Genomic DNA, 24,219 nt, shown 5'->3' on the forward strand with positions numbered 1-24,219 from the left:
CATTACTTGCCACGACCACCGCACAGGAGGCCGTGTAATGGCCCGCATCCGCACGATCAAACCCGAGTTCTGGACCAGTGAACAGGTCATGGAATGCAGCCCTTTGGCGCGCCTGTTGTTTATAGGTGTGTGGAATTTCTGCGACGACGCGGGGAACCATCCAATGTCGGCCAAGACCCTGAAGGCACTGGTATTCCCGGGCGACGACATCACCTCGGCGAAGGTCGGTGAACTGCTCGCTGAGTTGTCAACGAATGGGCTGATCGATCTCTACGAGGTGTCGGGTAAAGAGTACCTGCACGTCAACGGCTGGAAGCATCAAAAGATCGACCGACCGACGATCAAGCACCCTGCATATCGACTGACTATCGACGCTGACTCGGCGAGTGCTCGACGAGCCCTCGCCGAGGAGCCGCCAGAGCCTAGACGAGCCCTCACCCCCGGAAGGGAAGGGGAATATAAGGGAGAAAACCCACCCAACGCGCACGAGACGTTCGACCCACGCGAAATGGTCGCCATGACCCTGGACTGGTTGCCAGATCCAGAAACCCTAAAAACCTATGCCGTTCACGTTGGCCTGTCTGGCGCTCTGTTCACTCCAGCGGTAATTGCCCTGTTCACCTGCCACTACGAGCCGAAGGGTGTGATCAACACCCAGGCCGAGTGGGTGAGCATGCTGGTCAAGTGGGTGCAGCGTGATCAGGTCAAGAGCGCCGGAACCAACGTCAGCCGCTTCCCGGGCAAGCCCCGTTCTGACGAACCCTTTGACGATGAAAACACCGACTGGCTGCATCAGGAGGCCACCCAATGAATCAAGTTTCAGTGATTGCCACCGGCCTGTGGGCCAAGGTCCAGACCGGCCAATTTATCGCTGCCGGTGAAAGCGAAAACATCCAGCCTGCCGCCGAGCTGTCCCAGGCCACGGCCAAGGTTATCAACGGCCTGTTCCGCGAACTGCGATCGATCTTCCCTGCGTGGAAGCAGGCTTGGCCGGATATGGCGACCTACAAAGCGGCCAAGCAGCAGTGGATGCGGGGTTTTCTCGAAGCGGGCATCTGCAGCACCGAGCAGCTGCGGTTCGGCCTGATGCAGGCCCGCCAAGCAGCCAAGGACTTTGTACCGAATGTGGGCGTGTTCATCGGTTGGTGCACACCTACGGCGGAAATGCTCGGCTTGCCGAGATTGGCAGCGGCTCACCGAGAGGCTTGCCGTAACGCGCATCCGTCCATGGCCGGGCAGGCGAAATGGTCCCATGACGCGGTGTGGCATACGGCCAAAGAGTGCAGCTTTGAAAACCTCAACCGGCTGTCCCACGACCTGAGCATCAAGCTGTTTGAGCGCAATTACGCCATCACGGTGCGCCGCATTCTGGCGGGCCTGCCGTTGCAGAAAATGCCGCTGGCTTTGCCGCCACGAGCTATCGAGCGCAGCGCACCTGAAGTGGGCAACAAGGCTCTGGCGGCGCTGCGGGCCATGCGTTCGGGAGTTGCTGCACATGCCTAACCCTCACCTGGCCCCGGTTGAGTCGAGCGCCTACCGTTGGGCTGTTCACTGCTGCTCCTACAAGCTCGATTTGAGCCATAAGCCCGACCAGGCCGTGGCCCTGTTTGAGCATGAAAGTGCGGCACACACGTTTGGTCGCCTGATGTGGCCAACCACTTACGAGGTTGTCGACCGGCAACCCCCGCAGGAAGGTGACCGTTGAACACCAAAATCCAAACCCTGACCGTGAAGCTGTCCGACGCCGAGATCGGGCGTAATGCCAAGCTTGAGCATGTGCGTGACCTGCGTGATGCCGGTCACCCGGCGCTGCACTTTCGCTTCTCCAAGAACCGCACCAGGGGCTCCTGGTACTTGCTCAACAAGCGCCGCTGGCACCGCATCGGCGCCTTCCCGGACTTGAGCGCCAAGCAGGTGCTGGCCGCGCTGCCGGCCGTGCGCCTGCGCGTTTCGGCTGATGCAGGCTCGACCATTTCCCAGTGGGTTACCACGGGCGAGCTGCTCAACTGGTACGCCGATCGTATGGCCCGCGACCGCAGCCTGTCGGCCAAGCGCAAGAACACCGGCGCCTCGGCCATGAAGTGCCACCTGCTGCCGCGCCTGGGTGAGTTGCCGCTGGTGGAGGTCAACAAGGCGACCCTCGATAATCTGTTCATGTGGCCGCTGCAGGAAGCTCTTTCAATCGATTACGTGCGCCTCGCGTTCCAGCTGCTGGCCCTGGCATTCCGGCAGGCGTTGAAGCTGGGCCTGATCTCGTCCAACCCGATGGCGGGCATCAAGTTCAGCGACTTCTCCAAGGCCAAGGTAGGGATCAAGCCGTCGCGTCTGCGTGGCGTGCAATTGCAGGATCTGCTGGGCGAACTGGGTCAGGCCATGGTGAGCGATCCGGCTGACGCCATGCTGGCCCTGATGATGCTGTGCCACGGCACCCGGATCGGGGAAACCCGGCAAGCACGCTGGCCGCATATCAGTCTGGCCGAACGCGAGTGGTTCATTCCGGCTGAACACACAAAGACCGGCGTGGAGCATCACCTGCCATTGACTGACCAGGTGCGCGCCCTGTTGATCCAGTACCGCGAAACCCAAACCGCCCGCGGCTATGAGGGCCAGTACCTGTTTCCGGCGCGCAATGGCAAGGCGCTGAGCGAAGGGCAGGCCAGTGCCGTGTTCACCCGGTTGGGCAAGGGCGACTGGACCAGCCACGACCTGCGCAAAGTAGCCCGTACCGGCTGGGCAGACCTCGGTATTGACCACCTGATCGGTGAGCTGCTGATCAATCACGCGATGGGCCACAACGTGAAGGTGTACATCCAGTCGGACGTGATGGGCCGCAAGCGTGACGCGCTGGAGAAGTGGCACGACCATCTAGACCAGAAGGGTTTCAACCTGATCCACGGGCAGACAGGCGTTAGATTCGGAGAATCCGGTAATACGCTGGAGGCCGCTAACGGCAAGGCTTACAGCGCTATTCAGAAAACAACCATAGGTGAGGATTAAAAATGATGATTCGCAAAACGCTGCACCGACCTTTGGGTGATACCGAACACATGCTTGAGCAATGGGGCTGGTGGCGAATGGACGGGATGGGGATTCCCAGCTATGCCTCGCCAATGCTGGCCTTGATGCGTGACGCGCTGCCTTCCAGTACGAAGTCTTACACCATCACTGATGAGCTGGCCTGCGCCGTTGACGGGGCGTTGGCCAAGCTGTGCAAGCGTGACCAGCAGATGGGCGATATGGTGTGGTTGTACTACGGATCCAAATGGCCGGCAGTGCGGGTAGGTCGCCACTACAAGGTGAGCGAAATGAAGGCGCGAGAGCTGATCAAGGCGGGCGTGGCATGGATCGACTGCGTTCTGGAGACCCTGCGCGAAGCTGCGTAAAAAGAGTTGTCCATATGGAATAGCTCTGTTTTCATAGCACCGTGTTTAGCTGTTACAGCGGGACACCACAGAGAAAGCCCGACCATTGAGTCGGGCTTTTTGCCTTATCGGGCTACACCTGTTGCTGAGTGTGCTTCCAGTGCTTTCAATTGATCGTTAAAGTCATTTTCGCAGCTATCCGCTAACGCCTTCATCGCGTGCATCATCATGATGAGCGAATTTCGAAGCTCAACAGGATTATCTTCGGATAGATCAAGGTGGTTTTTAGCAGTAACTAGCAAACGATCGAACTCAGTACGCTTGAACATATCAATCTCCCTTTGGTGATTGATAAATATACAAGGCCCAGCCATCGCGCTGGGCTTTTTCGTTTTCGGCCCCGCCACACCCATCGCCTCAAGCTGGGAGTGCTGTCGGGGCCGAACCCATTCTGCTCCCAGCTCGGGAGGACACCGGATGCCTCATATGCCTGATAAGCCAGACACCTGGGTGATAGCGCTCGCGTGGCTGAGTCAGCACTCGCCGACGATCTATGCCGCCACACTGTCCTTTGTAATGGCGGCGCTGCGAATCATCTATGGCGGCGGCACTCGGCGGCAGGCGATGCTCGAAGCAACCATCTGCATGCTGCTCACCACCAGCCTGATCGCGGTACTGGAGTACTTCGGCCTGCCGTCCAGCCTGGCTACACCGGTAGGTATCTGGATTGGTTTCTTGGGTGTGAAGAAGATCGCCGACCTGGCTGACCGCTTTGCTGACTTCAAGCTGCCACGGCGGTCCGAGTAATGGCCTGCAGCGGATGCGCCGCCCGGCGCGAACAACTCAACAAGTGGAAGGCGATTGCATATGAGCGAGCAGCAGAGCTCTTTGGCTGGCCTGCTCAGCCAGGTACTGGCGGAACAGATCAAGCAGACAGCGATCCTCCAACGGATAGCGACCCAGCAGACCCAATTGATCACAGCCTTGGCGGAAGAGGGGATTGAGCAGGACCCCGAGTCAGAGCCTCTGACCTACATGAGCGGCGCACCGCGCCATCCAGCATGAGCCGCCTCAAGACACTGGCTACACGCCTGCAACCCCAAGCCAATCGCATCGCAACCGCAGTGCCTGGGTCATGGCGCAGTGACAAGGCCACCTCGACCCAGCGCGGTTACGGCTACGCATGGCAACAGGCGCGACTGGTGCACCTCAATGCCTATCCCCTGTGTGTCTACTGCGAGCGTGATGACCGGGTGACAGCGGCCAGCGTGGTCGACCACGTCATCCCGCACCGTGGCGACATGACGCTGTTTTGGGATCGCAGCAATTGGCAGTCGCTGTGCAGACCTTGCCACGATATCGTCAAAAAGCGTGAGGAATCAGCAGGTTGAGCGACCTTGCAATGTCAATCTTTATTGTTCGTTTCGGTCACAAATATGCAAATAAGAATACTTATCAATAAAGTTGTTGCAATTTATTCTCATTTATGATTGTGAGAATGATTCTTATTCGATTTAATGAGAATGTTTCTCATTTGATGGAGGGGGGAGGGTAAAACTCCAGAGGTCTTTTGCTCCTAGACCACCCATCCCCGCACGCGCACATTTTTTCCCCTTTTCAGGAATTTTTGTTAATGGCTTTAACACCCAAGAAGCGGGCATTCGTCGACGCTTTGCGGGGCGGTGCCTCAAACAAGGACGCAGCCATCGCCGCAGGCTACGCGGCGTCCAGCGCATCGGCCGCCGGTTCTCGGCTGGCAAAAGACCCTTACGTCATGGCCGCAATGGCCGGGACGACCTTTAACAAAAAAGTTAACAAAATTGTTAAAGCTCCAGCAGCGCAACAACCGGCTGCTGATGCGCCGCAAGCAGCTGACCTCGATGACGGCCCCGGCTTCGATTTGAACAGGGCCTTGTCATTCTCCGACCCGAAAGCGTTCCTGCTGGCTGCCATGAATGACCATGAGGCCGAGGCAAAGCTGCGGGTCGATGCCGCCAAAGCGCTGATGCCCTTTATGCACCCGCGCAAAGGCGAGACCGGCAAGAAGACTGAGCGCGAAAACGCGGCGAAGGTTGCCGGGGCAGGGCGCTTCGGCTCAAGCCCACCCCCATTGAAGGCGGTGAAGTAAATGCAATGGACGACTGCCTGCCCGGACTGGGAGCAAAAACTGCGCCTGGGGCAGTCGATCATCCCGGCGCCGCTGTTCCCGCAGGAGGCCGAAGCCGGTCTGGCGGTGTTGCGCGAACTGAAGATCGTCGACGCCCCAGGCAGCCCGACTATTGGCGAGTCCTGCGCCGAGTGGGTGTTCGACTTTGCCGGGGCGATCTTCGGCGCCTACGACTACACCACCGGGCGCCGGATGATCTCGGAATACATGCTGTGCATTCCGAAGAAGAACTCCAAGTCGACCATTGCTGCCGGGATCATGCTTACCGCGCTGATTCGCAATTGGCGCCTGTCGGCCGAGTTCATCATCTTAGCCCCGACCAAGGAAATTGCTGACAACTCATTCAAGCCTGCTGCCGATATGGTCAAGCACGATGAAGAGTTGCGCGACCTGATGCACGTCCAACCGCATCTGCGCACCATTACTCATCGCGAAACCGGCGCCACGCTCAAGGTGGTGGCTGCCGATGGCGACACGGTGGGCGGCAAAAAGGCCGTGGGCGTGCTGATCGACGAAGCCTGGCTGTTCGGCAAGAACGTCAAGGCGCCGGACATTATCCGCGAGGCCACCGGCGGCTTGGCGTCACGGCCTGAAGGCTTTGTGATCTGGCTGACTACGCAGTCCAACGAGCCGCCTGCCGGTGTGTTCCGCGAAAAGCTCAAGTACTCCCGCGCCGTGCGTGACGGGCGTATCGATGACAACCAGTTCCTGCCTGTGATCTACGAGTTTCCGCAGGCGATGATCAAAAGCGGCGAAGCCCGCCTGGTTGAAAACTTCCACCTGGTGAATCCGAACATGGGGTTCTCGGTGGATGAAGCCTTCCTGCTGCGCAGCTTCAAAATGGCGCAGGAAGCGGGCGAAGAAGAGCTGCGCGGCTTTCTGGCCAAGCACGCCAATATCGAAGTCGGTCTGGCTCTGCTGTCCGAACGCTGGGCCGGGGCGGACTTTTGGGAGGTACAGGGCAAGCGCCCTGGCTTGAGCTTCGATGACCTGCTACGCCAGTGCGAAGTGATTGATATCGGCATCGACGGCGGCGGGCTGGATGACTTGCTGGGCTTTGCAGCGGCTGGTAGGCATCGGGTGACACGCGAGTGGTTGTTGTGGAATCACGCTTGGGCTCACCCCTCGGTGTTGGTCCGTCGCCAGTCCGTCGCTGCCAACTTTCACGACTTTGCCAAAGACGGAAACCTCACCCTGGTCGACCAGATCGGTCAGGACGTGGAGCAGGTAGCCAATCTGGTTGCCCGGGTTGAGCAATCCGGCCTGCTGGACAAGGTCGGGCTCGACCCGGCGGGTATCGGCGCGATTCTCGACGCCCTGGTCGAAGCCGGCGTACCCGAAGAAAAGGTCATTGGTATCTCTCAGGGCTGGAAGCTCGGCGGCGCAATCAAGACCGCTGAGCGAAAGCTGGCCGAAGGCACCTTGATCCACGGCGGCCAGCCAATGATGGCCTGGTGCTGCGGCAACGCCAAAGTCGAGCCACGTGGCAACTCGATCCTGATCACCAAGCAGGCGTCGGGCTCGGCCAAGATCGATCCACTGATGGCCACGTTTAACGCGGTGACGCTGCTGTCACTGAATCCCATGCCCTCGGCAAACATCGATGACTTCCTTAATCGACCAATGAGTATGTAATGGCAGACACCGACTACAGCATTGACCTGCGCACCCGCAGTCCGTTCTGGGCGCGTATGGCGAGCTTCTTCGTTGGTGGGCGTCTGGTCTCTCCCGAGAGGGGCTCGCAGACCGGGCCTGTCTCCGCCACCGGCGTGGTGGGTGACTCAGTCGTCAACGATGAACGCTCGCTACAAATCTCCACTGTGTTCGCCTGCGTGCGGTTGATCTCAAGCGTAACGGCCTGCCTGCCGCTGGACGTGTTTGAAACCAAAGGTGAGGATCGCTCCAAGGTTGGCTTTGATAATCCGCTGGCACGCCTGCTGCGTTACAGCCCCAACCAGTTTATGACGGCCTTCGATTTTCGCGCCGCCATGACCATGCAGCTTTGCTATTACGGCAATGCCTACGCACTGATCGAGCGCAACAGCGTGGGCGACATCATTAGTCTGGTGCCGCTGATGTCGGTCAATATGGACGTGCGACTAGAGGGCAAGCGGGTTGTGTACCGCTACCGCCGTGACAGTGAATACGCCGACTTCAAACAGTCGGAGATTTTCCACCTCAAGGGCTTTGGCTTTAACGGGCTGGTGGGACTTTCCCCGATTGCCTTTGGCGCCAAAACAGTCGGTGTCGCGGTGGCGATGGAGGATCAGCAGCGCGACTTCTATGCCAATGGTGCGAAGTCGCCGCAGATCCTTATGACCGGCGACGGTAAGACACTCAACAAGGCCCAGCGCGATCAGCTTGAGGAGAACTTCAAGGAGATCTCCGGCGGGCCGGTCAAAAAGCGTCTGTGGGTGCTGGAGGCGGGGTTCACCACCCAGGCCATCGGCGTCAGCCCGCAGGACGCCGAAACCATGGCAGCGCGCAAGTTTCAGGTCAGCGAACTGGCCCGGTTCTTCGGCGTGCCGCCGCACCTGGTGGGAGATGTCGAAAAATCCACTAGTTGGGGCTCCGGCATCGAGCAGCAGAATCTCGGTTTCCTGCAGTACACCCTGGACCCGTACCTCGAAATCTGGGAAACCAGCATTTTGCGCTGGCTGATCAAGCCCGCGGACTTGGGCCGCATCCACGCCGAGCACAACCGCGACGGATTGTTGAGCGGTGACTCGACGGCACGAGCCAATTACATGAAGACCAAAATCGACACGGGCCTGCTCACGGTGAACGAGGGCCGGCGCGTTGATAACCGTCCGCCACTCCCCGGCGGCGACGTCGCAACCCGGCAGTCTCAGAACGTGCCGCTTACCCAACTTGGCAAAACGAACCCCGCACCCAGCGGGGTTTAGTTCTTCTGGAGACTGAAATGCCGAGCATTTGCAAAACACTGGCCTTCGATCAGGCCGCAATCAAGTTTTCCAGCGGCGGCTCCCAGGGCATTTTCGAAGGCTATGCCAGCGTCTTCAGCGTGGTCGATAGCGACGGCGACATTATCGAGCCGGGCGCCTTTGCTGCCGCACTGAAAACCCAATCCCGGGCGGTGGCCATGTTCTTCAACCACCGGCGCAATGAAATCCCGGTGGGCAAGTGGCTGGATCTATCGGAAGACAGCACCGGCCTGCATGTCCGGGGTGAGCTGACCCCCGGCAACCCGCAGTCGGACGCGCTGAAGGCGGCAATGATCCACGGCACCGTGGGCGGCATGTCGGTGGGTTTCTCTGCGGCAAAAGGCGACTGCGCTCCCATTGCGACCGGCTATTCGTTCAAAAACGTCTCCCGGTTGAGCGAAATCAGCATTTGCACCTTCCCCGCGAATGAGCACGCCACGGTGTCGGCGCTCAAGAGCATGGACACCATTGAAACCATCCGTGATGCGGAGAACTGGCTGAGAGATTCCGCCGGGCTCTCCAAGTCGGAAGCGTTGGCGTTTATCGCCCGCATCAAGTCCGCAGTTCGGAGCGACTCCGAAGGTGGCGAAATCAACGCGATCCTTGATCGCATCAAGTCCTTCCCATCTGTAGGAAACTAATTCATGTCCGAATTGGCTGATATCCAAAAGGCAATCGAAACCGCGCAAACGAACATGACCCAACTGTTCGATGCGCAGAAAAAAGAGATCGCCTCCACCGGCGAGATCAGCAAGAAACTGCAAACCGACCTGCAGACCGTTCAGGCCGATCTGACCAAATCCAGCACCCGGCTGTTCGATCTGGAGCAGAAACTGGCGGCTGGGAGCCTGGACAACCCAGAGACCAAAAAGTCTTTCGCCGAGCGCACCGCTGAAGACCTCAAGAAGTCGTGGAATGGCTCGACCTCCGGAAAAGTTGAGGTGAAGACCTTCAACAAGGCTTTGGGCAGTGGCGCGGGCTCTGCCGGCACGCTGATTCAGGCACAGCAAAACCCTGGCATCCTGATGCCCGGCCTGCGCCGTCTGACCATCCGGGACCTGTTGGCCCAGGGCCGCACCACGTCCAATGCAATCGAGTACGTTCGTGAAAACGTCTTCGTCAACAGCGCCGCATCGGTGGCCGAAGGCACTCTGAAGCCTGAATCTCAGCTGACCTTCACCAAAGAAACCGCCAACGTCAAAACCATTGCTCACTGGATTCAGGCATCGCGCCAGGTGATGGATGACGCGCCGATGCTGGAGTCCTACGTCAACAACCGCCTGCTGTTCGGTTTGGCGCTGGTGGAAGAGGGCCAGTTGCTCAACGGTGACGGCACGGGCGACAACCTGATCGGCCTGAACAAGGTGGCCACGGCCTACGATGCGGGCCTGGATGTCGAGGGCGATACCCGCGCCGACCAGATTGCCCACGCGATCTTCCAGACCAGTGAGTCCGAGTTTGAAGCATCGGGCTTGATCCTCAACCCCCGTGACTGGCACGCCATTGCACTGCTGAAAGACGCTGATGGCCGCTACATTTTCGGTGGTCCAGCTGCATTTGCGGCGAAGGTCATGTGGGGCCTGCCTGTGGTAGCCACCAAGGCCCAGACGCTGGGCACCTTCACCGTTGGTGGTTTTGACCTCGCTTCGCAGGTATGGGACCGCATGGACGCCACGGTCGAGGTCAGCAATCAGGATCGCGACAACTTCGTCAAAAACATGCTGACCATCCTGTGTGAAGAGCGTTTGGCCCTGGCTCACTACCGTCCAACCGCGATCATCAAAGGCACCTTCACCCCAGCTGCAGGCGGCTGATTATCGAGGCGGGGCAGGCAACTGCCCCGGTACCGCAATGACTAAAATTCGCGCACTGCGTCAGTTTTCGCACTATCACGCTGGCAGCTTCAACCAGTTCGAAGTGCGAGTGGTTAAAGACGATTATGCAGAAGCATTGATCGGAATGGGCTTGGCAGAAGAGGTCCATGCCGATCCCATCCTGAAGCCAGAGCCAGAGCCAGAGCCAGAGCCAGAGCCCACAACTCCGGTCGAACTTGAGAAGAAAGGCTCGAAAAAATGACCATCACCGTTGCGGATCTGCTGTCGATTGAGCTGATGCGCAAGCACCTGCGGGTCGATCACCAGGAGGACGACGACCTGATCGAGCTGTATGCCGAGTCTGCTTTGGCCTGGGCCTTGTGGTTCTGCGACAACCCTGCATTTCTTCAAGCCAGCGACATACCCGCATCATTCAAATCAGCACTGCTATTGCTGCTTGGCAACTCCTACGCCGTCCGCGAAGCGGTTGTTGTGGGCACCACGGCGGACAAGGTGCCGCTCGGGGTGGAGTCGTTGCTGTGGTCGTCCCGCAACTTCACAGGCCCGGCCAGAAAGGAGCCTGAGCCATGAGAGCGGGGGATCTGCGACACCCGATCGTCATCCAGCACCAAACCACACAGCAAGACCCGGTCACAGGCGAGGTAGTAACGGCCTGGGTTGAGCTTGCGCGTGTATGGGCGGCAGTCGACCCACTCAGCGCCCGCGACCTGATTGCCGCGCAAGCAAGCCAGTCCCAGGCCAGCGGGCGGATCACGATCCGCTATCGCCCAGGCGTGCTGCCGACCATGCGCATCCTGCATCGCGGGCAAATCTTCACAATCATCGGTCAGCCACTCCCGGACAGAAATTCGGGCCTGGAGTACCTGACCCTTGTTGTCGCTACGGGGGTGAATGATGGCTGACGGTATGCACTTCAATATCCAGGGGCTCAATGGCGTAGTCGACAAAATGCGCACCCTGGGCCCACGACTGCAAAAGAAAGGCCTGCGTAAAGCGGCGCGGGCTGCAATGAACATTGTGCGTGACGCCGCGAAAGCCAACGCCAAGGCCATCGACGACCCATCCACCAAAGAGAAGGTGTTCCGCAACCTGATCACCCAGGAGTCGAGTAAGCAGTCCAAGCGCGAAGGCGGGGTGGTGATGCGGGTCGGCGTGCGCGGCGGCTCGGGTTCCAACCAGCACAGCAAGGACGCTTCCGGCAACCCTGGCGGTGATACCCGGCACTGGCGTTATATCGAGTTCGGTACCGAGCACAATCCGGCGGCGCCATTTATGCGACCGGCATTTTCCAGCAACGTGCAGGCTGTCACTGATCGTTTTGTCGCAGTGCTGAATACTGAAATCAACGCTTTGCTGGGGGCACGCTGATGTACGCGCCGATATTCGCCGTGTGCGCCGCCGATCTGGCGGTAACGGACTTGCTGGGCGTTTCGCCCGTGCGGATCTACCCCTTTGGCGAAGCGCCCGAAGGTGTCACCAAGCCCTATGTAGTGTGGCAAACGGTAGGCGGCAACCCTGAAAATTATCTGGCTCAACGCCCGGACATCGACGGTTTCAGTCTGCAAATCGATGTTTATGGGCTCTCCGTGACACAGGCCCGTGACGTTGCCAAAGCCATCAGAAACGCTATTGAACTCAAGGCCAATATTGCGCGCTGGGGCGGCGACTCACATGACCCGGCCACCAAGACCTACCGCTACAGCTTCGATGTGGATTGGCTGGTACCGCGCTAAACCAACACCGCCCCCCAGCCCGCCTTGAGCGGGCTTTTTCGTTTAAAGGAGACACCCATGTCCGTTCTCACACAGGGCACGCAGGCCTACATCCTCGTGCAGGCCTTGCCCGGTACCGGCCCGTTGACCGTCATGGAGGTGGAGTGCATCACCACCTTCGACCCGGCGGGCTCACCGGCAGACCAGATTGAAGACACCTGCCTCAGCGATAAAGATCGCCGTTACAAGAAGGGTTTGCGCACGCCCGGCCAGGCATCCATTGGCCTCAACGCTGACCCCACCAATGCAAGCCACGTCCGCGTGCATCAGCTTTCCGAATCGGATGACGAGGACAACATCAAGTGGGCCATTGGTTGGGCCGATGGGGCTGCGCCGCCGACCTTGAATGAGGCGGGTGATGACTTTGAATTTCCCAAAACGCGCACCTGGTGTGCCTTTGAGGGTTATGTGGCCGACTTCCCTTTTTCTTTCGCGGCAAACGCAGTGGTTGCCTCGACCGTTTCCATTCAGCGTTCCGGCGGTCTCGCCTGGATCCGCAAAACAATCTAAGGGCTTTCCATGAACCTCAAGCAACTCAAAGCCAAAGGCGGCATCGTCGACGGCGCGCTGGTTAAAAAAGAAGTCACCTGGGTGCATGCAGACCCGGTCACCGGCAAGGACGTGACTGATAAATTCAACGTGCATATCCGCCGCCAGTCGTTCGGTGTCATTGAGCGCCTGTTTGCCCCGGACGAAGCCGAGCAAAGCCGCAACGCGAAGTACATCGCGGCAAGCGTGTTTCTGGGTGAAGAGGGTGCTGAAACGCTTAGCTACGAAGACGCCTTTAGCCTGGAGTCGTCCCTGGGCTTTGCCATTCTCACCGCGGTCAATGAAGCCAATGGCACCGGGAAGGATCAGGCAAAAAACTAAGCGCCTCCGATGAGTTCTGGCACGAATTGGTGCTGAACCGCATCGGAGGCAGCACCATTGCCGAAGCCAAGGAGCGGCTGACCCACCGCGAAGTGCTGGACTGGATCGCTTATAGGGAAAAGTACGGCACTTTGGATCAGAACCGGCGCCTGGAGCGTCACTTCGCGCTGTTGACCCACCTGACCAGCAGAGTAGCAGGCGGGAAAATGGATCTGAGCGATTTCATGGTTTACAGCCAGGCAGAAGGGACGATCAGCCTGGAAGAGGCCATGGCGACGTGGCAGTAAATGATTCCGATGATATTTAAGCGTGGCTAAAAATCGGATCGGCCCTCCCTTAGGGGAGGTGCTGTGCTGAGGGTTTGGTAGCGTCGGGTGGAAATTTTGGCGAGTAGAAGACCCTGCTTCAAGCAATGATGTTAAATTGCCTTCATTTTCAATAGAGGGTAGAAAAAATGCGCCTGCTTTATCCGTTAGCAATAAGTGCTTTTCTATTAGTTGGATGTGCAAATAATCAGCAGTCAGACGCTCTTAAAGCTGAAGCGCAACGAACTACCCCGCAGTGCCAGTCGGACGACGAATGCCAGGTTATGTGGTCTGCCGCAAGACGATGGGTATTGAGTAATGCTGGAACGAAAATTCAAAACTACGGTGCAGATTATCTTGATACATACAATCCGATAGCAAACAGCCCAAGGCTTGCAGCTCAAGTATCCAAAGATGCAATCGGCTCCGGTAAATATCAAATCATCGCAAAATTATGGTGTGACAATATTTTTGGATGCCAGCCTGGTGCTTGGGAGGCGCTGGTTGACTTCAATCGCTCTGTAAATACTGCTGCGGGAAAGAATTAAGAAACTATTGCTTTCAGCACAAACCCGCCCCGGCGGGTTTTTTCACATCTGGAGATTGATAAATGGCCTCGCGCTCACTCGGCACGCTGACGCTCGATCTCATTGCGCGCATTGGCGGCTTTGAGCAGAGCATGGACCGCGCTTCCCGCTCGGTGTCCCGGACTGCGTCGGTGGCCAGCGCATCCTCACGAGAAGTACTCACGCTGCAAAACAGCTTCAGGTCGTTGGCCAGTGTCGCCGCCAGTATTGCGGGGCCGCTGGCTGCAGCCCTGAGCGTCAAGGGCGTGTATGACATGACAGAGGCCTATGGCACTCTGACAAACCGTTTAAAGCTTGTGACCAGCAGCTCAGCGGAGTTGGTAGCTGCTCAATCGGCGGTGTTCAACATCGCTCAGGCATCGGCTCAGCCTTTGGCCTCGACCGCAGAGCTTTATCAACGCATTGCCACCAACCAGGAAGCGCTAAAGCTCTCCGGTGAGGGTGTGGCGGGTGTCGTTGGCACCATCAGTAAAACCCTCGCAGTGTCCGGCGCGTCCGCTGAAAGTGCCAACGCTGCCTTGATTCAGTTGGGCCAAGCCTTTGCTTCGGGTGTGCTGCGTGGTGAGGAGCTGAACTCCGTTATGGAGCAGGCGCCTGCACTGGCCCAGGCCATTGCGGCGGGCATGGGCAAAACCGTTGGCGAATTGCGCTCAATGGGTGCGGCTGGCGAACTGACCGCCCAGGCAGTGGTTAAAGCCCTGCAAAGTCAGGTCGGAGCAGTCGATGCACTGTTCGACAAAACGGCGACCACTATCGGCAACAGCTTCACCAAGATTGGTAACTCACTGACCCACTTCGTGGGCGAGCTTGATCAAGCCACGGGAGCCAGCAACCAGATCGCTAACGCATTTGTCAGCGTATCCAAGGCTATTGATGGCAGTCTGCCGGGAGCAATTTCCGGAGTTAAAAACAACTCGGATGCATTGGCTCAGGCGCTTACTACAGGGCTACTTGTCGCTCTTGCCCGGGTAGCGGGTGGGTATGCACAGCAAGGCGCTTCAGCGCTGTATGCCGCCCAGGCAAATCAAACCGCACTCACGGCCAGCGCAAGAACTGCAAAGCAGGACCTGTGGGCCGCCCAGGCCAAACAGATCGATGCCAAGGCCATGGTGGCCCGGGCTGAACTTGAAATTGCAGCAGCACAAGGCAAGCTCGCCTCCGACCGGGTGCGACAGACTTCCGAACTGGCCAATCTACAAGCAGTGCAGGCAACGCTTCTTGCTGAGCGCAATTTGGAACAACAGCGGTTACTTGCACAAATTTCTGCAAAGGGCCGCACGCTCTCGATTGCGCGTTTGGCGGAATTGCGACTGGCTGAAGTTGCGACGATAAAACAGGTCGAAATCGCCGAGCGGTCCCTCGCGGCCACTACATCGGCAACATCCGCCCAGATTCAGGCGGGTTACGCCATGCGTACCGCCGCGACTCTGGCTTATGGCGAAACAACTGCGGTGGTGAACGCTGCAGTTATTGCGTCCGATCGGGCGGCGGCCGCAGCAAGCGTTACCGCTCGAGCCTTTGCGGGGCTGCGTGCGGCGGGTGCGGGCTTGCTCACGTTGATGGGTGGCCCATTGGGGCTGGCCTTTATTGCGGGCGCTGTAGCCCTTTCATTTGTTGACTGGAGCAGTAAATCCCAAAAACTGATGGGTGATTTGAGCGATCTTAAAACCACAGTCGATCAACTGCGCCAAAGCTTTGCCGGGCTCAACGAGGATCAGCAGCGCGCCAAGATCAGCGAGTGGAAAGACAAGCAGCTTGGCGCGACGCTGGCGGTCCAGGACGCTTACGACGATCTTGAAACATCAATCAAGTCATCAATGGTCAGCTTGTCCAATGTCCGGTCCCCGGAACACAGCAAGCAGCTGAAAGCGTTTGAAGAGTTGTCGACTCGCCTCAAGGAGGCGCGCGCCAATGGCCAGTCACTGACGCCGATTCTGGATGAGCTGGCGAGCAATCCCGGTGTGCGTCCCCAAGCTGCAAGAAATTGGACGGACCTGGCCGGCAAGGTCAGTGATGCCCAACAGGTGCTTGATCAAACAACTGAGCGCCTCGATGTGCTCAGCAATTCGCTCACCCGAAACACCACCGAGACGCAGCTCAATACCCAGGCCAAGGCGGGGATGACTGCCGGCGGGCAAAAATATCTGGCAACTCTGCAGTCGCAGCTGGCAAAGCTGCAGGACAACGGTGATGCAGTCAAGGAAGCGACCCGATACATCGAAGAGCATACTGACCTATCAGAAAGCGACAGGGTTGCGATTCTATCGACGGGCTATGCGCTTAAAGCCCAAGCCGCCGCAAACAAGGTTGCCACTCAGGCCACCAAAGAGAACACCTCGGCTGTCAAAGCCAATCAGAAAGCGTTCGACAGCACCGAAGAGGACTATCAGCGGCAAATCGAGCTGATCAACACCACCACCGACAAGCAGAAAAACGCCACTGAAGTATCGAAGCTGGCGTTCGAGATCACCAGTGGCAAGTTGGTTGGCATCAATGCCCTGCAGCAAAAACGACTTGAAGGTCTCGCTGTAGAGCTGGACAGTCTGAAACAGTTGAAGCAGGCCAACGAAGATGCCGCCAAGCTGGCTGCATTCGGCGCAACCCTGAAAGACACCAACCAAACGATCAGACAGGGCTACAGAATTGAATTATCCGGCGCAGGCTCCGGCGATAAGCTGAAAGAGCGTCTACAGGCTGATTTGGAAATCCAGCAGGAGCATGACAAGCAGGTTTCTGACCTGTTCAAGCAGCGCAATGCTGGAGATATCAGCAAGGAGCTCTACAAACAGGAAACCGAGCTGCTCAGCGAGGCACTCGCCGAACGCATGGTGATCCAGCAGGACTATTACAACCAGCTCGATGCCGCCCAGAGCAACTGGATGGACGGTGTGGGCGATGCTTGGAACAACTATCTGGATCAGAGTCGGGACATTTCCGGCCAGACCAAGGACATGTTCACCGATGCCTTCTCTGGCATGAATGACGCGCTGTACAACTTCGTGACCACCGGCAAGCTGTCCTTCTCAGATATGGCCGCGACGTTCGCCAGTTCTGCGCTGAAGATGCTTATTCAGTGGGGTACGGCTCAGGTAGCCATGGCTGCTCTGAACGCCTTCACCTCGACGGCAGCCATTCCTATCGTAGGCCCGTTTGCGGCGCCGGCGGCTGCAGCTTCCGCCCTGGGTGCGGCGGGCAGTTTCATGGGGATGATCGGCTCTGTGGCCGGTATGGCGCACGACGGCATCGATGCGGTACCGGAAACCGGCACTTGGTTGCTGCAAAAGGGTGAGCGGGTTACTACTGCTCAGACCAGTGCAAAGTTGGATCGTACGCTGGAGCAGGTCGCGCAAGGCGGAGGGGCAGGCGGGAAAGGCCTGACCGTAAATCTCATCGAGGACAGGTCTCGTGCAGGGCAAAGCGAGCGCGGTACCAATTCTGATGGCTCTGAATACCTGAACCTATGGGCAGCGCAGATTCGATCCGGAGGAAACGAGGCGTCAGATTCACTCGAGGCCGCCTACGGGCTGAAACGCCAAGCTGGATAGGAGGTATCACATGAGCGCAATCGAACAGTGCTACGCCTCTGGCGGCGACATGATCATCAAGACCGTCGAAGTCCGGGCAGAAGGAGAGAGCGCCACACTGCTGTTTTCTCAGGGCTTCGATGACTGGACGTGCGGTACCGAGGACGGCAGGGAGCTGACCTTCCCGGGTGTGGCGATGGGGGATGCGCTGCCCAAGAGTGATGGCAGCGGATACCAAAGCTTGAACATCGAAATTGATAACACTCTGGGCAACGTGCAGAAGGTCGTCGAGGAATACCGGCTTGCTGGGAAACGGATTTACATCACTCACCGCGAATACCTACTGAGCGATCTGAGTTATCCGACATCGATTTACCACCTCACGGTGCTGGATCGAGAGTACGCCGATAACACAGCCAAGTTTTCCTGCGGGTTCTTTGACCTGCTGAACATTGGGTACCCGCGAAACAAGCTCACCACATTGGTCGCACCTGGCCTGAAGTACATCTAACCATGCTTAAACACTACTTATCCGCCCCTTACCGGGATGGCGGCCGGGGACCTATTGCCTTCGATTGTTGGGGGCTGTGCATCGCGGTTCGCCATCAGCTACTGGGCCTGCCTCTGCTGCCCAGCTTGGGCGCTGTAGGCAAGGACCGGCTACGCGAGAACACCCACGCTTATCACGACCTCAAGCAGGGCATGGAAACGTGTCCTCCAGAGGTCGGCGCCATTGCGGCTGTGTTTCGTGGCGCGCTGTGCCTGCATGTCGGCGTGGTGGTCGAGGCTGATGGCAGGCTCAAGGTGCTGGACACCAACCCTGGCGGTGTACGACTGCGCACCGTCCGTGAGTTTGAAACTGACTTTCCAAGGGTGGTCTTCTACCGTGATCGAATTTTTCCCGAACAAGATGGCCGGCTCGGCGCCGATGGCCGCGTACACGACTGATCGGCGCATGACGCTGGAGCAGTGGCTGATCGAGCAGTCGCCCAGCTACCAGCGGATGGAGTCGCCTCCGATCAGCATTGTGCTGAATGACGAACTGATTGAAGCGAAACGCTGGCACAAGGTAGTTTTCAAGCCGTCTGATCATGTCGAGATCTATCGCGAGCCCAAGGGCACTGACCCCTTCAGCATCACCTACGCCCTGTTTGCAGGCGCGAAAGCGGTGATGAAGATGATGGTGCCGAAGATGCCCGGCATGCCTTCGAACTCTACTGTGCAGGGCAGCCCCCTGACCGAGGCCAGCGCCAAGGGCAACAAGGTCAAGCTGGGCGACACCATTCGCCAGATCGCTGGGCACCAAAAGGTATACCCGTCCTACCTGGCTGAACCACGCACCTGGTTTGTTTCTCCACGGGAGCAGTGGATCGAGATGCTGCTGTACGTCTCGGCGGGCGATCTGGATATTCCTATCAGCAAGATCAAGGTGGGTGAAACACCACTGATTTCGCTGGGTGCCGATGCTCGCGTGACGATCTATCCGCCTGGTGCGGATGTGTCGGGAGATACCGCATCGATGCTCTGGTACAACGTGGCCGAGGTGGGAGCGAGTTCGAGCGGATCGGCTGGCCTTCAGCTGACGGTTTCAAACAGCATCACTCCATCGGCGCGGGCTTCGGCCTACCAGTTCAATGGCGATACCATCTCGATCCCTGCGGGCGCGGGCGCGTTCCCTGTGGATTGGGTCAGCGGCTTGGTGATTCGTGCGCTGGCTTACTACGAATACACGGTCATCGATGGTGGGGCGGGTCGTGACATCGTCCAAGGCCCTTTGGAGGTGCTCAATCCTGAAGTCGGCATGCCGATCGAGGTTGTGGGTGCCAACGGCGGGCTGTACATCGTCAACAGCTACACGCCTTATGCGCCTGCAATACCGCCCGGCGCAGGTACGGCTTCAACGCTGCGGGGCTCCAGTGCTCCGTCGCGCTACGACTTTGATGTGACACCGTTGTCGTTCACCGTCAGCCGAGGCGGGACGGCGTACCCGGCCACCCTGAACACTGCGACAACCGATCTTGCCGGTCTGGTGTCGGCGCTCAACGCTGCCAAGGGCGCTGCGCCATTCATTGCCAGCGCCTCGCTGGGCCGACTGCTGATCACGGAAACGTCCGCTTTTGCCGGTATGCCGCTGACATCGACGGACACGACTCTTTTCGGCAGCAGTCCAATCAGCAGCACCGGCACTGCGCCAACCAGCGGGTCGCCTGAGCAGACCGCAGAGATGACCTTGAACTATGACGGCGGAGCGCCTGCGAATGGCCTTGCGCTGGGCACTGGCTTGGCCTGCATTGGTCCTAGAGGGTTGAGGTATCGCATCACAGCCTCCGGTAGTTCCATTATTGAAGTCGAGCGTCTGACCTCCGCAGGTGCCGTTGATGAGGATTGGCCTGGGTTCAGCTATCTGGAAAGCGTCAACAGCGTGATCAACCTCGACCCCTCCAGCCTGCAGGGTGGGTACCGCGGTCCCTTCGTCTGCGCTCCGGTCGGAGAGAAGGTCACCGCCATCGAGTATTCCGTCTTTGCGGCCAACGGCCTGATTGGTCTTGGAAAGAAAGGGGACATGTACGCTATTTCATCAGGCCACCAGTTTGAGTACCGGGATGCGGATGTGGCTGGTGCCTGGACGGTATTGCCGAAATGGGTGAGTGGAGCTTCACGTGACGCCCAGGGCTTTACCTTCCGCCATGAGCTGCCTTATCCAATGCGCCCTGAGTGTCGCCTCAAGCGCCTACCCAAGATCGGCGGCGCGAACGCTGACGAGGTCAACGATGACATGATGTGGTACGGCCTGCGCGGGCTGCGTCAGATTCGCCCAACCAGCTATCCGGGCATGACTGTCATCTCGGCCAAAATCCGTGGTGCTGACCGGCTCTCAGCGCAATCAGAGAGCCAGGTGAATCTGGAGGCCACCCGAATCCTCCCACTGCGCAACGGCGGCGCCTGGCAAGCACCTGCACCTACACGCGACATCGTGCCGTGGGTGCTGAATGTACTCAAATCGCTGGGTTACACCGACGCCGATATCGACCTTGAAGAGTTTGACCAGTTGCACGCGTCCTGTGTTGCCGATGGCCAGCTCTACGACGAGACGATTGATGCCTCAAGTATTGCCAAGGAAGCGCTGAACAATGCGCTCGCCTGCGGCTGGGCTGAGCTGACCATCGCTAACGGGCTCATCAGACCAGTCCGTGATGAGCCTAGAGCCGTATTTGAGCGCGAGTACGGCCCTAAGACCCAAACCTACTCACCGCAGAACATGACCACCGCCTTGAAAATCAGCGGGCCACTTCCTTCGATCAACGACTTCGATGGTGTGGACGTTGAGTTCTACTCCAGTAAGAGCTGGGCTTGGGAGACTGTCGAGTGCCGTTGGCCGAACGACCTTGGGCTGAAAGTCGAGAAGGTAAAACTGCCCGGGGTGACTGATCGAGACCGCGCCTATCGGTGGGGTATGCGCCGCCGGGGGCACCAACTGTTCCGATCGGATACTTACACCTGGGCGACCACGCTGGCCGGGCGTAACTCGGGTTACTTGAGCTTTTGCGCGGTTGCCAGTGATACACCGGGGCTTTGTCAGAGCGCGCTGTTATTTGGCGTTCAGCCGGTAATTGACGGGCTGGTACTGGAATCATCGGAGCCGCTGGATTGGTCTGCCGGCGGCGCCCACAAGATCGGAATCAGTCGCCTGGATGGCACGTTGTCCGGGCCTTATCCGGCCACTCAAATCGATGAGTTCCACGTCAGGGTCGATGACCTGGACTTCGTGCCCAGCAACGATCCGGCCTTAAATTCACCACGCCTGCTGTTTGGCCCTGCTGACAAGTGGGCTTACCCGGTGCTGGTGACCTCGGCCGATCCTTCCGGCGGCAACGTCTCAATGAAGGGAATGCCCTATGACGCCCGCGTTTACACCTACGACCACGCCACGGCGCCTGACTGATAAAGGATCTGCTAACCATGCTTGCATACCCTGAAGGTCTGCCTACGCCGCAGCGGGAGGGCTACGGCTTTGATCCTGTCAGCCCGATGACCAGCACAAAACTGGTGAGCGGGCGTTCGGAGCGTCGTCGGGCCTTTGTCAGCACTCCAACTGTGGCGACTGTCACCTGGTTGCTGACACCGTCCGAGGCGCAGTTGTTTGAAGGGTGGTTTGAATACGTTCTGCTGTCTGGATCATTACCGTTTGAATGCCCACTCCTGACGCCGATGGGGATGGAGCCTTACCGCGCCAACTTCGTCGACATCTACAGTGGCCCTGTATTGGTGGGCGTTGATCTCTGGCGGTTTAGCGCCCAGCTCAGCCTTTTCAAGCGGCCACTGATTGATAAGGAGTGGATAGTAGATGCACCGGACTACATCCTCGGGGCAGACATCTTCGATATAGCTATGAACCAGAAGTGGCCAAGACACACCGAAAGCTGAACCAACCCCGTAACCGCCAGCACGGGTCACTGCACCTCTACAAATATTCCACCGGCAGCTCGCCGGGAACTTAAAAACAGCGTTTACGCATCCGCACTTTTTCGCGGAGGCGTCGTCGCGCCTGCGAGAAACTGCCCATGGCTTACAACACTGGCAACCCGATCGGGTCGACCTCTCCAAAAGACCTGTCCGATAACGCCCGGAACCTGGACCTGTTGCTGCTCGGAGATGATCCGTCATACCCGGACCGTAAGGGCGTGCCGCGCAAGTCGTGGAAGGGCATGGAGGCCGAGTACGTTGCGGATCGCCTGCGCCGCGCCACTGAATTCCATACGGCTCAAACTGAGCGCGAAGCCCAGTTCAAAGCGTTCTTGGATGCCAGCGGTTATGAAGCGCCCGTGCCATATGCGCCCGGCCTAATTCTTGAGCGTGCAACTCAGACGGTCGGCTATCTGGGAAATGAGTACCGAGTTAAAAGCCAGTTTCTGCCGCTGTTGACTACGAACTGGGTCGGTGACGAGTCGAAGCTCAAGCTGGTTGGTGATGATTCGCTTCGACAGGATATGGCCAACTTCACTGATCCAGCCAAAGGCGCGGCCATCCTCGGGCGCGGCGTTGTTTCGATAGCGTCAATCGCCGATCTGCTGACCGCAACACACAAAGAATCTCTGACCTATCGTGTTGCGTCCTACCACGGCGGATGGGCCGTCGCAGTGCCCTACGTCGGCCCATTGGGCGGTGGTGACTTCAATTTTTTGGCTGGCTCTACCATTCCAGCGGATGACGGCATCGTCTTCGAAGTTCCCGGAGGGCGCGTTGTGCGCATGGGCCACACTTCCACTGTGAAGCCAGAGTGGTACGGGGCTCTGGGTGACGGTGTACAGGACGACACCGACGCGCTGCGCTTAGCCTGCCGCTCAGAAGGTCAGTACGTTGCCGACTATGGCTACACGTTCCGCAAGGAGGGTGGTCGTAGGATCAAAGGTCGCCCTGGTGGTAACTACCGGATCACGCGCCCTGTGTACCTGCGCAAGGGGGATTGGTTTCAGGGTGGCGGTTACACCGCCACGCGCATCTTCTCCAACCAATCCGGGATAGGTCAGCTTATCTACGTGGGCTGGGGGTTGGTTGACGGCGTACTCGTGCGAGACCCCGGCGGCCTCATCCCAAAGGTTACAGATCTCTGCCTTGCCGAGACCGTGGGCGGCGTCAGCGCAATCTTCCTCGACAGCATCTCTGGCTGGGACGTTCGGGACTGCTGGTTCTTTGCTGACGTAGGTGTAAGAACCAAGGGGATCACTAACGACGGCTTTATGCTCAACTGTGTTGCTGACAACGGTAGCGGGCACTTAGCTATTTTTGAAGGCACAGGTGATGGCTACCACACCGGGCAGTCCACAACCGTTGATAACTGCGGTGCCTTCAAGACACGATATGGCGGTATTAAGCTGGACGGTGTATCCGACGTGACCATCAAGGGCGGGCACTTCAACTTCATCCCATTCTATGGCCTGTACACCGGCACGGTTAAGAAGAACTCTCGCATCAAGGCTATTGGTGTCAACTTCAAGGGGACTATCGATGGCGTAGGAATGGATGTTACACAGCAGCATATCCGCGTCACCGCCCCCACTGCGGGATTCGCCATCATTGATTGCGGGCTTGCGTACTCGCGGAATGCCGACATTCAAGCTAACTACCCGGTTCAGGTTAGGGGTGGGCGCTCTGAAAATGCAGCGATTGACAGTATCGTGTGCTTGGGTGGGCGCTCGACAATCAAGGGTACGGAGTTCGCGGACACAGGGCGACACCCAGTACGCTCGACAGTGCGTATTGACGTGGAAGGACTGGAAATGGAAAACCCTCTGTCTATCGGTGTTCCGGCAGATATCTTTGCTCGCGGGGCAATTTACTTGTCAGGTTCAGGCAGCAAGTCCACCGTGCGCAATTGCCACCGGTATGATGATAAAGGCCCGGCAGTAAGCACGAACGGTCTGAACGGTATCCGCTCATCCGGGAATACCTCTGAGGGGGACGTAGACGTCCTGCACTACACCGGAAATGGGGTTAACTACTCGGTTAACGAGCGGGCTGAGAATCCTGTTGGACTTTGGCGAAATGTTGAGCTGTTACGTGGTGGGTACACCCGCTGGATTGACTCGTCCGGGAGGTTTCGTATCAAGAACGGAGACCCGACCAGCGAAACGGACGGCACAGTAGTCGGGGCTTAGGTCTGATCTTATAGCCAAGCATGCCGTGACCTGCTCAAGCGTCGGATCTACAAGTCAGGGGCATACATCATGGTAAAAGAGTAAACGTATAAAATTCCAATTCAGGCTCACATTCGTGTGGTATCTTGCGCACAAATCTTACGCCTAGACTCAATGGATGGCATAGCCATAGTGGGGTTTCTTAGGTGTAAGGGGG

29 protein-coding genes are annotated in these 24,219 nt (G+C 58.3%); 28 read left to right on the plus strand and 1 reads right to left on the minus strand.

The genetic code is table 11. From position 1 onward, the window contains the following. Nucleotides 1-37 precede the first annotated feature (37 nt). Genes BLW11_RS13620 through BLW11_RS13640 form a run of 5 tightly spaced genes read left to right on the plus strand, consistent with a single transcriptional unit; the run spans nucleotide 38 to nucleotide 3,383 of the window. Complete coding sequence (locus BLW11_RS13620; RefSeq protein WP_048358246.1) at nucleotides 38-811, plus strand: DnaT-like ssDNA-binding domain-containing protein; 774 nt, start codon at nucleotides 38-40, stop codon at nucleotides 809-811. Next, nucleotides 808-1,503 carry a replication protein P gene (locus BLW11_RS13625; protein WP_048358245.1) on the plus strand — a complete coding sequence of 232 codons (696 nt, stop codon included), beginning with the start codon at nucleotides 808-810 and terminating at the stop codon, nucleotides 1,501-1,503. Before BLW11_RS13620 ends, BLW11_RS13625 begins: the two co-directional genes overlap by 4 nt. Continuing rightward, nucleotides 1,496-1,705, plus strand: coding sequence for a hypothetical protein (locus tag BLW11_RS13630; RefSeq protein WP_048358244.1), 210 nt, complete (start codon nucleotides 1,496-1,498; stop codon nucleotides 1,703-1,705). The genes BLW11_RS13625 and BLW11_RS13630 overlap by 8 nt, the downstream gene beginning before the upstream one ends. After that, nucleotides 1,702-2,997, plus strand: coding sequence for a tyrosine-type recombinase/integrase (locus BLW11_RS13635; protein WP_048358243.1), 1,296 nt, complete (start codon nucleotides 1,702-1,704; stop codon nucleotides 2,995-2,997). Before BLW11_RS13630 ends, BLW11_RS13635 begins: the two co-directional genes overlap by 4 nt. A gap of 2 nt (nucleotides 2,998-2,999) precedes the next feature. Next, the gene (locus BLW11_RS13640; RefSeq protein ID WP_169883045.1) at nucleotides 3,000-3,383 is read left to right on the plus strand and encodes an antiterminator Q family protein; all 384 of its coding nucleotides are present in this window, start codon (nucleotides 3,000-3,002) and stop codon (nucleotides 3,381-3,383) included. A gap of 104 nt (nucleotides 3,384-3,487) precedes the next feature. Here the strand turns inward: BLW11_RS13640 and BLW11_RS13645 are convergent, their stop codons facing one another. After that, on the minus strand, nucleotides 3,488-3,691 hold the full coding sequence (locus tag BLW11_RS13645) for a hypothetical protein (protein ID WP_139272542.1): 204 nt from the start codon (nucleotides 3,689-3,691) through the stop codon (nucleotides 3,488-3,490). A 148-nt stretch (nucleotides 3,692-3,839) separates the two neighbouring features. Between BLW11_RS13645 and BLW11_RS13650 the strand changes: the two genes are divergently transcribed. From BLW11_RS13650 to BLW11_RS13760, 23 genes are all read left to right on the plus strand, one after another. Beyond that, nucleotides 3,840-4,169, plus strand: a complete 330-nt coding sequence (locus tag BLW11_RS13650; RefSeq protein WP_048358241.1) for a phage holin, lambda family — start codon at nucleotides 3,840-3,842, stop codon at nucleotides 4,167-4,169. 60 nt (nucleotides 4,170-4,229) lie between these two features. Next, nucleotides 4,230-4,427, plus strand: coding sequence for a hypothetical protein (locus tag BLW11_RS13655; protein ID WP_048358240.1), 198 nt, complete (start codon nucleotides 4,230-4,232; stop codon nucleotides 4,425-4,427). After that, nucleotides 4,424-4,753 (plus strand): HNH endonuclease, encoded by a 330-nt coding sequence (locus BLW11_RS13660; RefSeq protein WP_048358239.1) that lies wholly within the window; start codon nucleotides 4,424-4,426, stop codon nucleotides 4,751-4,753. Before BLW11_RS13655 ends, BLW11_RS13660 begins: the two co-directional genes overlap by 4 nt. A gap of 242 nt (nucleotides 4,754-4,995) precedes the next feature. Then, complete coding sequence (locus BLW11_RS13665) at nucleotides 4,996-5,490, plus strand: terminase small subunit (protein WP_048358238.1); 495 nt, start codon at nucleotides 4,996-4,998, stop codon at nucleotides 5,488-5,490. Further along, nucleotides 5,491-7,164, plus strand: coding sequence for a terminase large subunit (locus tag BLW11_RS13670; protein ID WP_048358237.1), 1,674 nt, complete (start codon nucleotides 5,491-5,493; stop codon nucleotides 7,162-7,164). Beyond that, the gene (locus BLW11_RS13675) at nucleotides 7,164-8,435 is read left to right on the plus strand and encodes a phage portal protein (RefSeq protein WP_048358236.1); all 1,272 of its coding nucleotides are present in this window, start codon (nucleotides 7,164-7,166) and stop codon (nucleotides 8,433-8,435) included. Before BLW11_RS13670 ends, BLW11_RS13675 begins: the two co-directional genes overlap by 1 nt. Nucleotides 8,436-8,452: 17 nt before the next feature. Then, complete coding sequence (locus tag BLW11_RS13680) at nucleotides 8,453-9,115, plus strand: HK97 family phage prohead protease (protein ID WP_048358235.1); 663 nt, start codon at nucleotides 8,453-8,455, stop codon at nucleotides 9,113-9,115. Nucleotides 9,116-9,118: 3 nt separating this feature from the next. Further along, nucleotides 9,119-10,288 (plus strand): phage major capsid protein, encoded by a 1,170-nt coding sequence (locus tag BLW11_RS13685; RefSeq protein ID WP_048358234.1) that lies wholly within the window; start codon nucleotides 9,119-9,121, stop codon nucleotides 10,286-10,288. A gap of 37 nt (nucleotides 10,289-10,325) precedes the next feature. Beyond that, the gene (locus tag BLW11_RS13690; RefSeq protein WP_048358233.1) at nucleotides 10,326-10,550 is read left to right on the plus strand and encodes a hypothetical protein; all 225 of its coding nucleotides are present in this window, start codon (nucleotides 10,326-10,328) and stop codon (nucleotides 10,548-10,550) included. After that, nucleotides 10,547-10,879: a head-tail connector protein gene (locus BLW11_RS13695; protein WP_019822885.1), complete on the plus strand. Its 333-nt coding sequence runs from the start codon at nucleotides 10,547-10,549 to the stop codon at nucleotides 10,877-10,879. Before BLW11_RS13690 ends, BLW11_RS13695 begins: the two co-directional genes overlap by 4 nt. Next, nucleotides 10,876-11,211: a phage head closure protein gene (locus BLW11_RS13700; protein WP_048358232.1), complete on the plus strand. Its 336-nt coding sequence runs from the start codon at nucleotides 10,876-10,878 to the stop codon at nucleotides 11,209-11,211. Before BLW11_RS13695 ends, BLW11_RS13700 begins: the two co-directional genes overlap by 4 nt. Continuing rightward, entirely contained in the window at nucleotides 11,204-11,677 is a 474-nt protein-coding gene (locus BLW11_RS13705; protein ID WP_048359474.1) for an HK97-gp10 family putative phage morphogenesis protein, read from the plus strand. The genes BLW11_RS13700 and BLW11_RS13705 overlap by 8 nt, the downstream gene beginning before the upstream one ends. Beyond that, on the plus strand, nucleotides 11,677-12,042 hold the full coding sequence (locus BLW11_RS13710; RefSeq protein WP_048358231.1) for a DUF3168 domain-containing protein: 366 nt from the start codon (nucleotides 11,677-11,679) through the stop codon (nucleotides 12,040-12,042). Before BLW11_RS13705 ends, BLW11_RS13710 begins: the two co-directional genes overlap by 1 nt. 57 nt (nucleotides 12,043-12,099) lie before the next feature. Then, nucleotides 12,100-12,591: a phage tail tube protein gene (locus BLW11_RS13715; RefSeq protein ID WP_048358230.1), complete on the plus strand. Its 492-nt coding sequence runs from the start codon at nucleotides 12,100-12,102 to the stop codon at nucleotides 12,589-12,591. Nucleotides 12,592-12,600: 9 nt separating this feature from the next. Further along, nucleotides 12,601-12,951: a phage tail assembly chaperone family protein, TAC gene (locus tag BLW11_RS13720; protein WP_048358229.1), complete on the plus strand. Its 351-nt coding sequence runs from the start codon at nucleotides 12,601-12,603 to the stop codon at nucleotides 12,949-12,951. Nucleotides 12,952-12,980: 29 nt separating this feature from the next. Beyond that, on the plus strand, nucleotides 12,981-13,238 hold the full coding sequence (locus BLW11_RS13725) for a phage tail assembly protein T (protein WP_048358228.1): 258 nt from the start codon (nucleotides 12,981-12,983) through the stop codon (nucleotides 13,236-13,238). Between the two features lie 167 nt (nucleotides 13,239-13,405). Next, nucleotides 13,406-13,804 carry a hypothetical protein gene (locus tag BLW11_RS23820; protein ID WP_139272544.1) on the plus strand — a complete coding sequence of 133 codons (399 nt, stop codon included), beginning with the start codon at nucleotides 13,406-13,408 and terminating at the stop codon, nucleotides 13,802-13,804. Nucleotides 13,805-13,866: 62 nt separating this feature from the next. Continuing rightward, a complete protein-coding gene (locus BLW11_RS13735) occupies nucleotides 13,867-17,388 on the plus strand; it encodes a phage tail tape measure protein (RefSeq protein WP_053069517.1) in 3,522 nt (1,173 codons plus the stop codon). A 10-nt stretch (nucleotides 17,389-17,398) separates the two neighbouring features. Further along, on the plus strand, nucleotides 17,399-17,878 hold the full coding sequence (locus BLW11_RS13740; protein ID WP_048358227.1) for a DUF1833 family protein: 480 nt from the start codon (nucleotides 17,399-17,401) through the stop codon (nucleotides 17,876-17,878). 2 nt (nucleotides 17,879-17,880) lie between these two features. Then, nucleotides 17,881-18,315: a hypothetical protein gene (locus tag BLW11_RS13745; protein WP_048358226.1), complete on the plus strand. Its 435-nt coding sequence runs from the start codon at nucleotides 17,881-17,883 to the stop codon at nucleotides 18,313-18,315. Further along, nucleotides 18,254-21,310 carry a host specificity factor TipJ family phage tail protein gene (locus tag BLW11_RS13750; RefSeq protein ID WP_048358225.1) on the plus strand — a complete coding sequence of 1,019 codons (3,057 nt, stop codon included), beginning with the start codon at nucleotides 18,254-18,256 and terminating at the stop codon, nucleotides 21,308-21,310. The genes BLW11_RS13745 and BLW11_RS13750 overlap by 62 nt, the downstream gene beginning before the upstream one ends. Nucleotides 21,311-21,327: 17 nt before the next feature. Next, the gene (locus tag BLW11_RS13755; RefSeq protein WP_048358224.1) at nucleotides 21,328-21,792 is read left to right on the plus strand and encodes a hypothetical protein; all 465 of its coding nucleotides are present in this window, start codon (nucleotides 21,328-21,330) and stop codon (nucleotides 21,790-21,792) included. A gap of 137 nt (nucleotides 21,793-21,929) precedes the next feature. Beyond that, on the plus strand, nucleotides 21,930-24,023 hold the full coding sequence (locus BLW11_RS13760) for a pectate lyase family protein (protein ID WP_048358223.1): 2,094 nt from the start codon (nucleotides 21,930-21,932) through the stop codon (nucleotides 24,021-24,023). Nucleotides 24,024-24,219: the final 196 nt, after the last annotated feature.

The organism is Pseudomonas deceptionensis (genome assembly GCF_900106095.1).
In the GTDB taxonomy this organism is placed as follows: domain Bacteria; phylum Pseudomonadota; class Gammaproteobacteria; order Pseudomonadales; family Pseudomonadaceae; genus Aquipseudomonas; species Aquipseudomonas deceptionensis.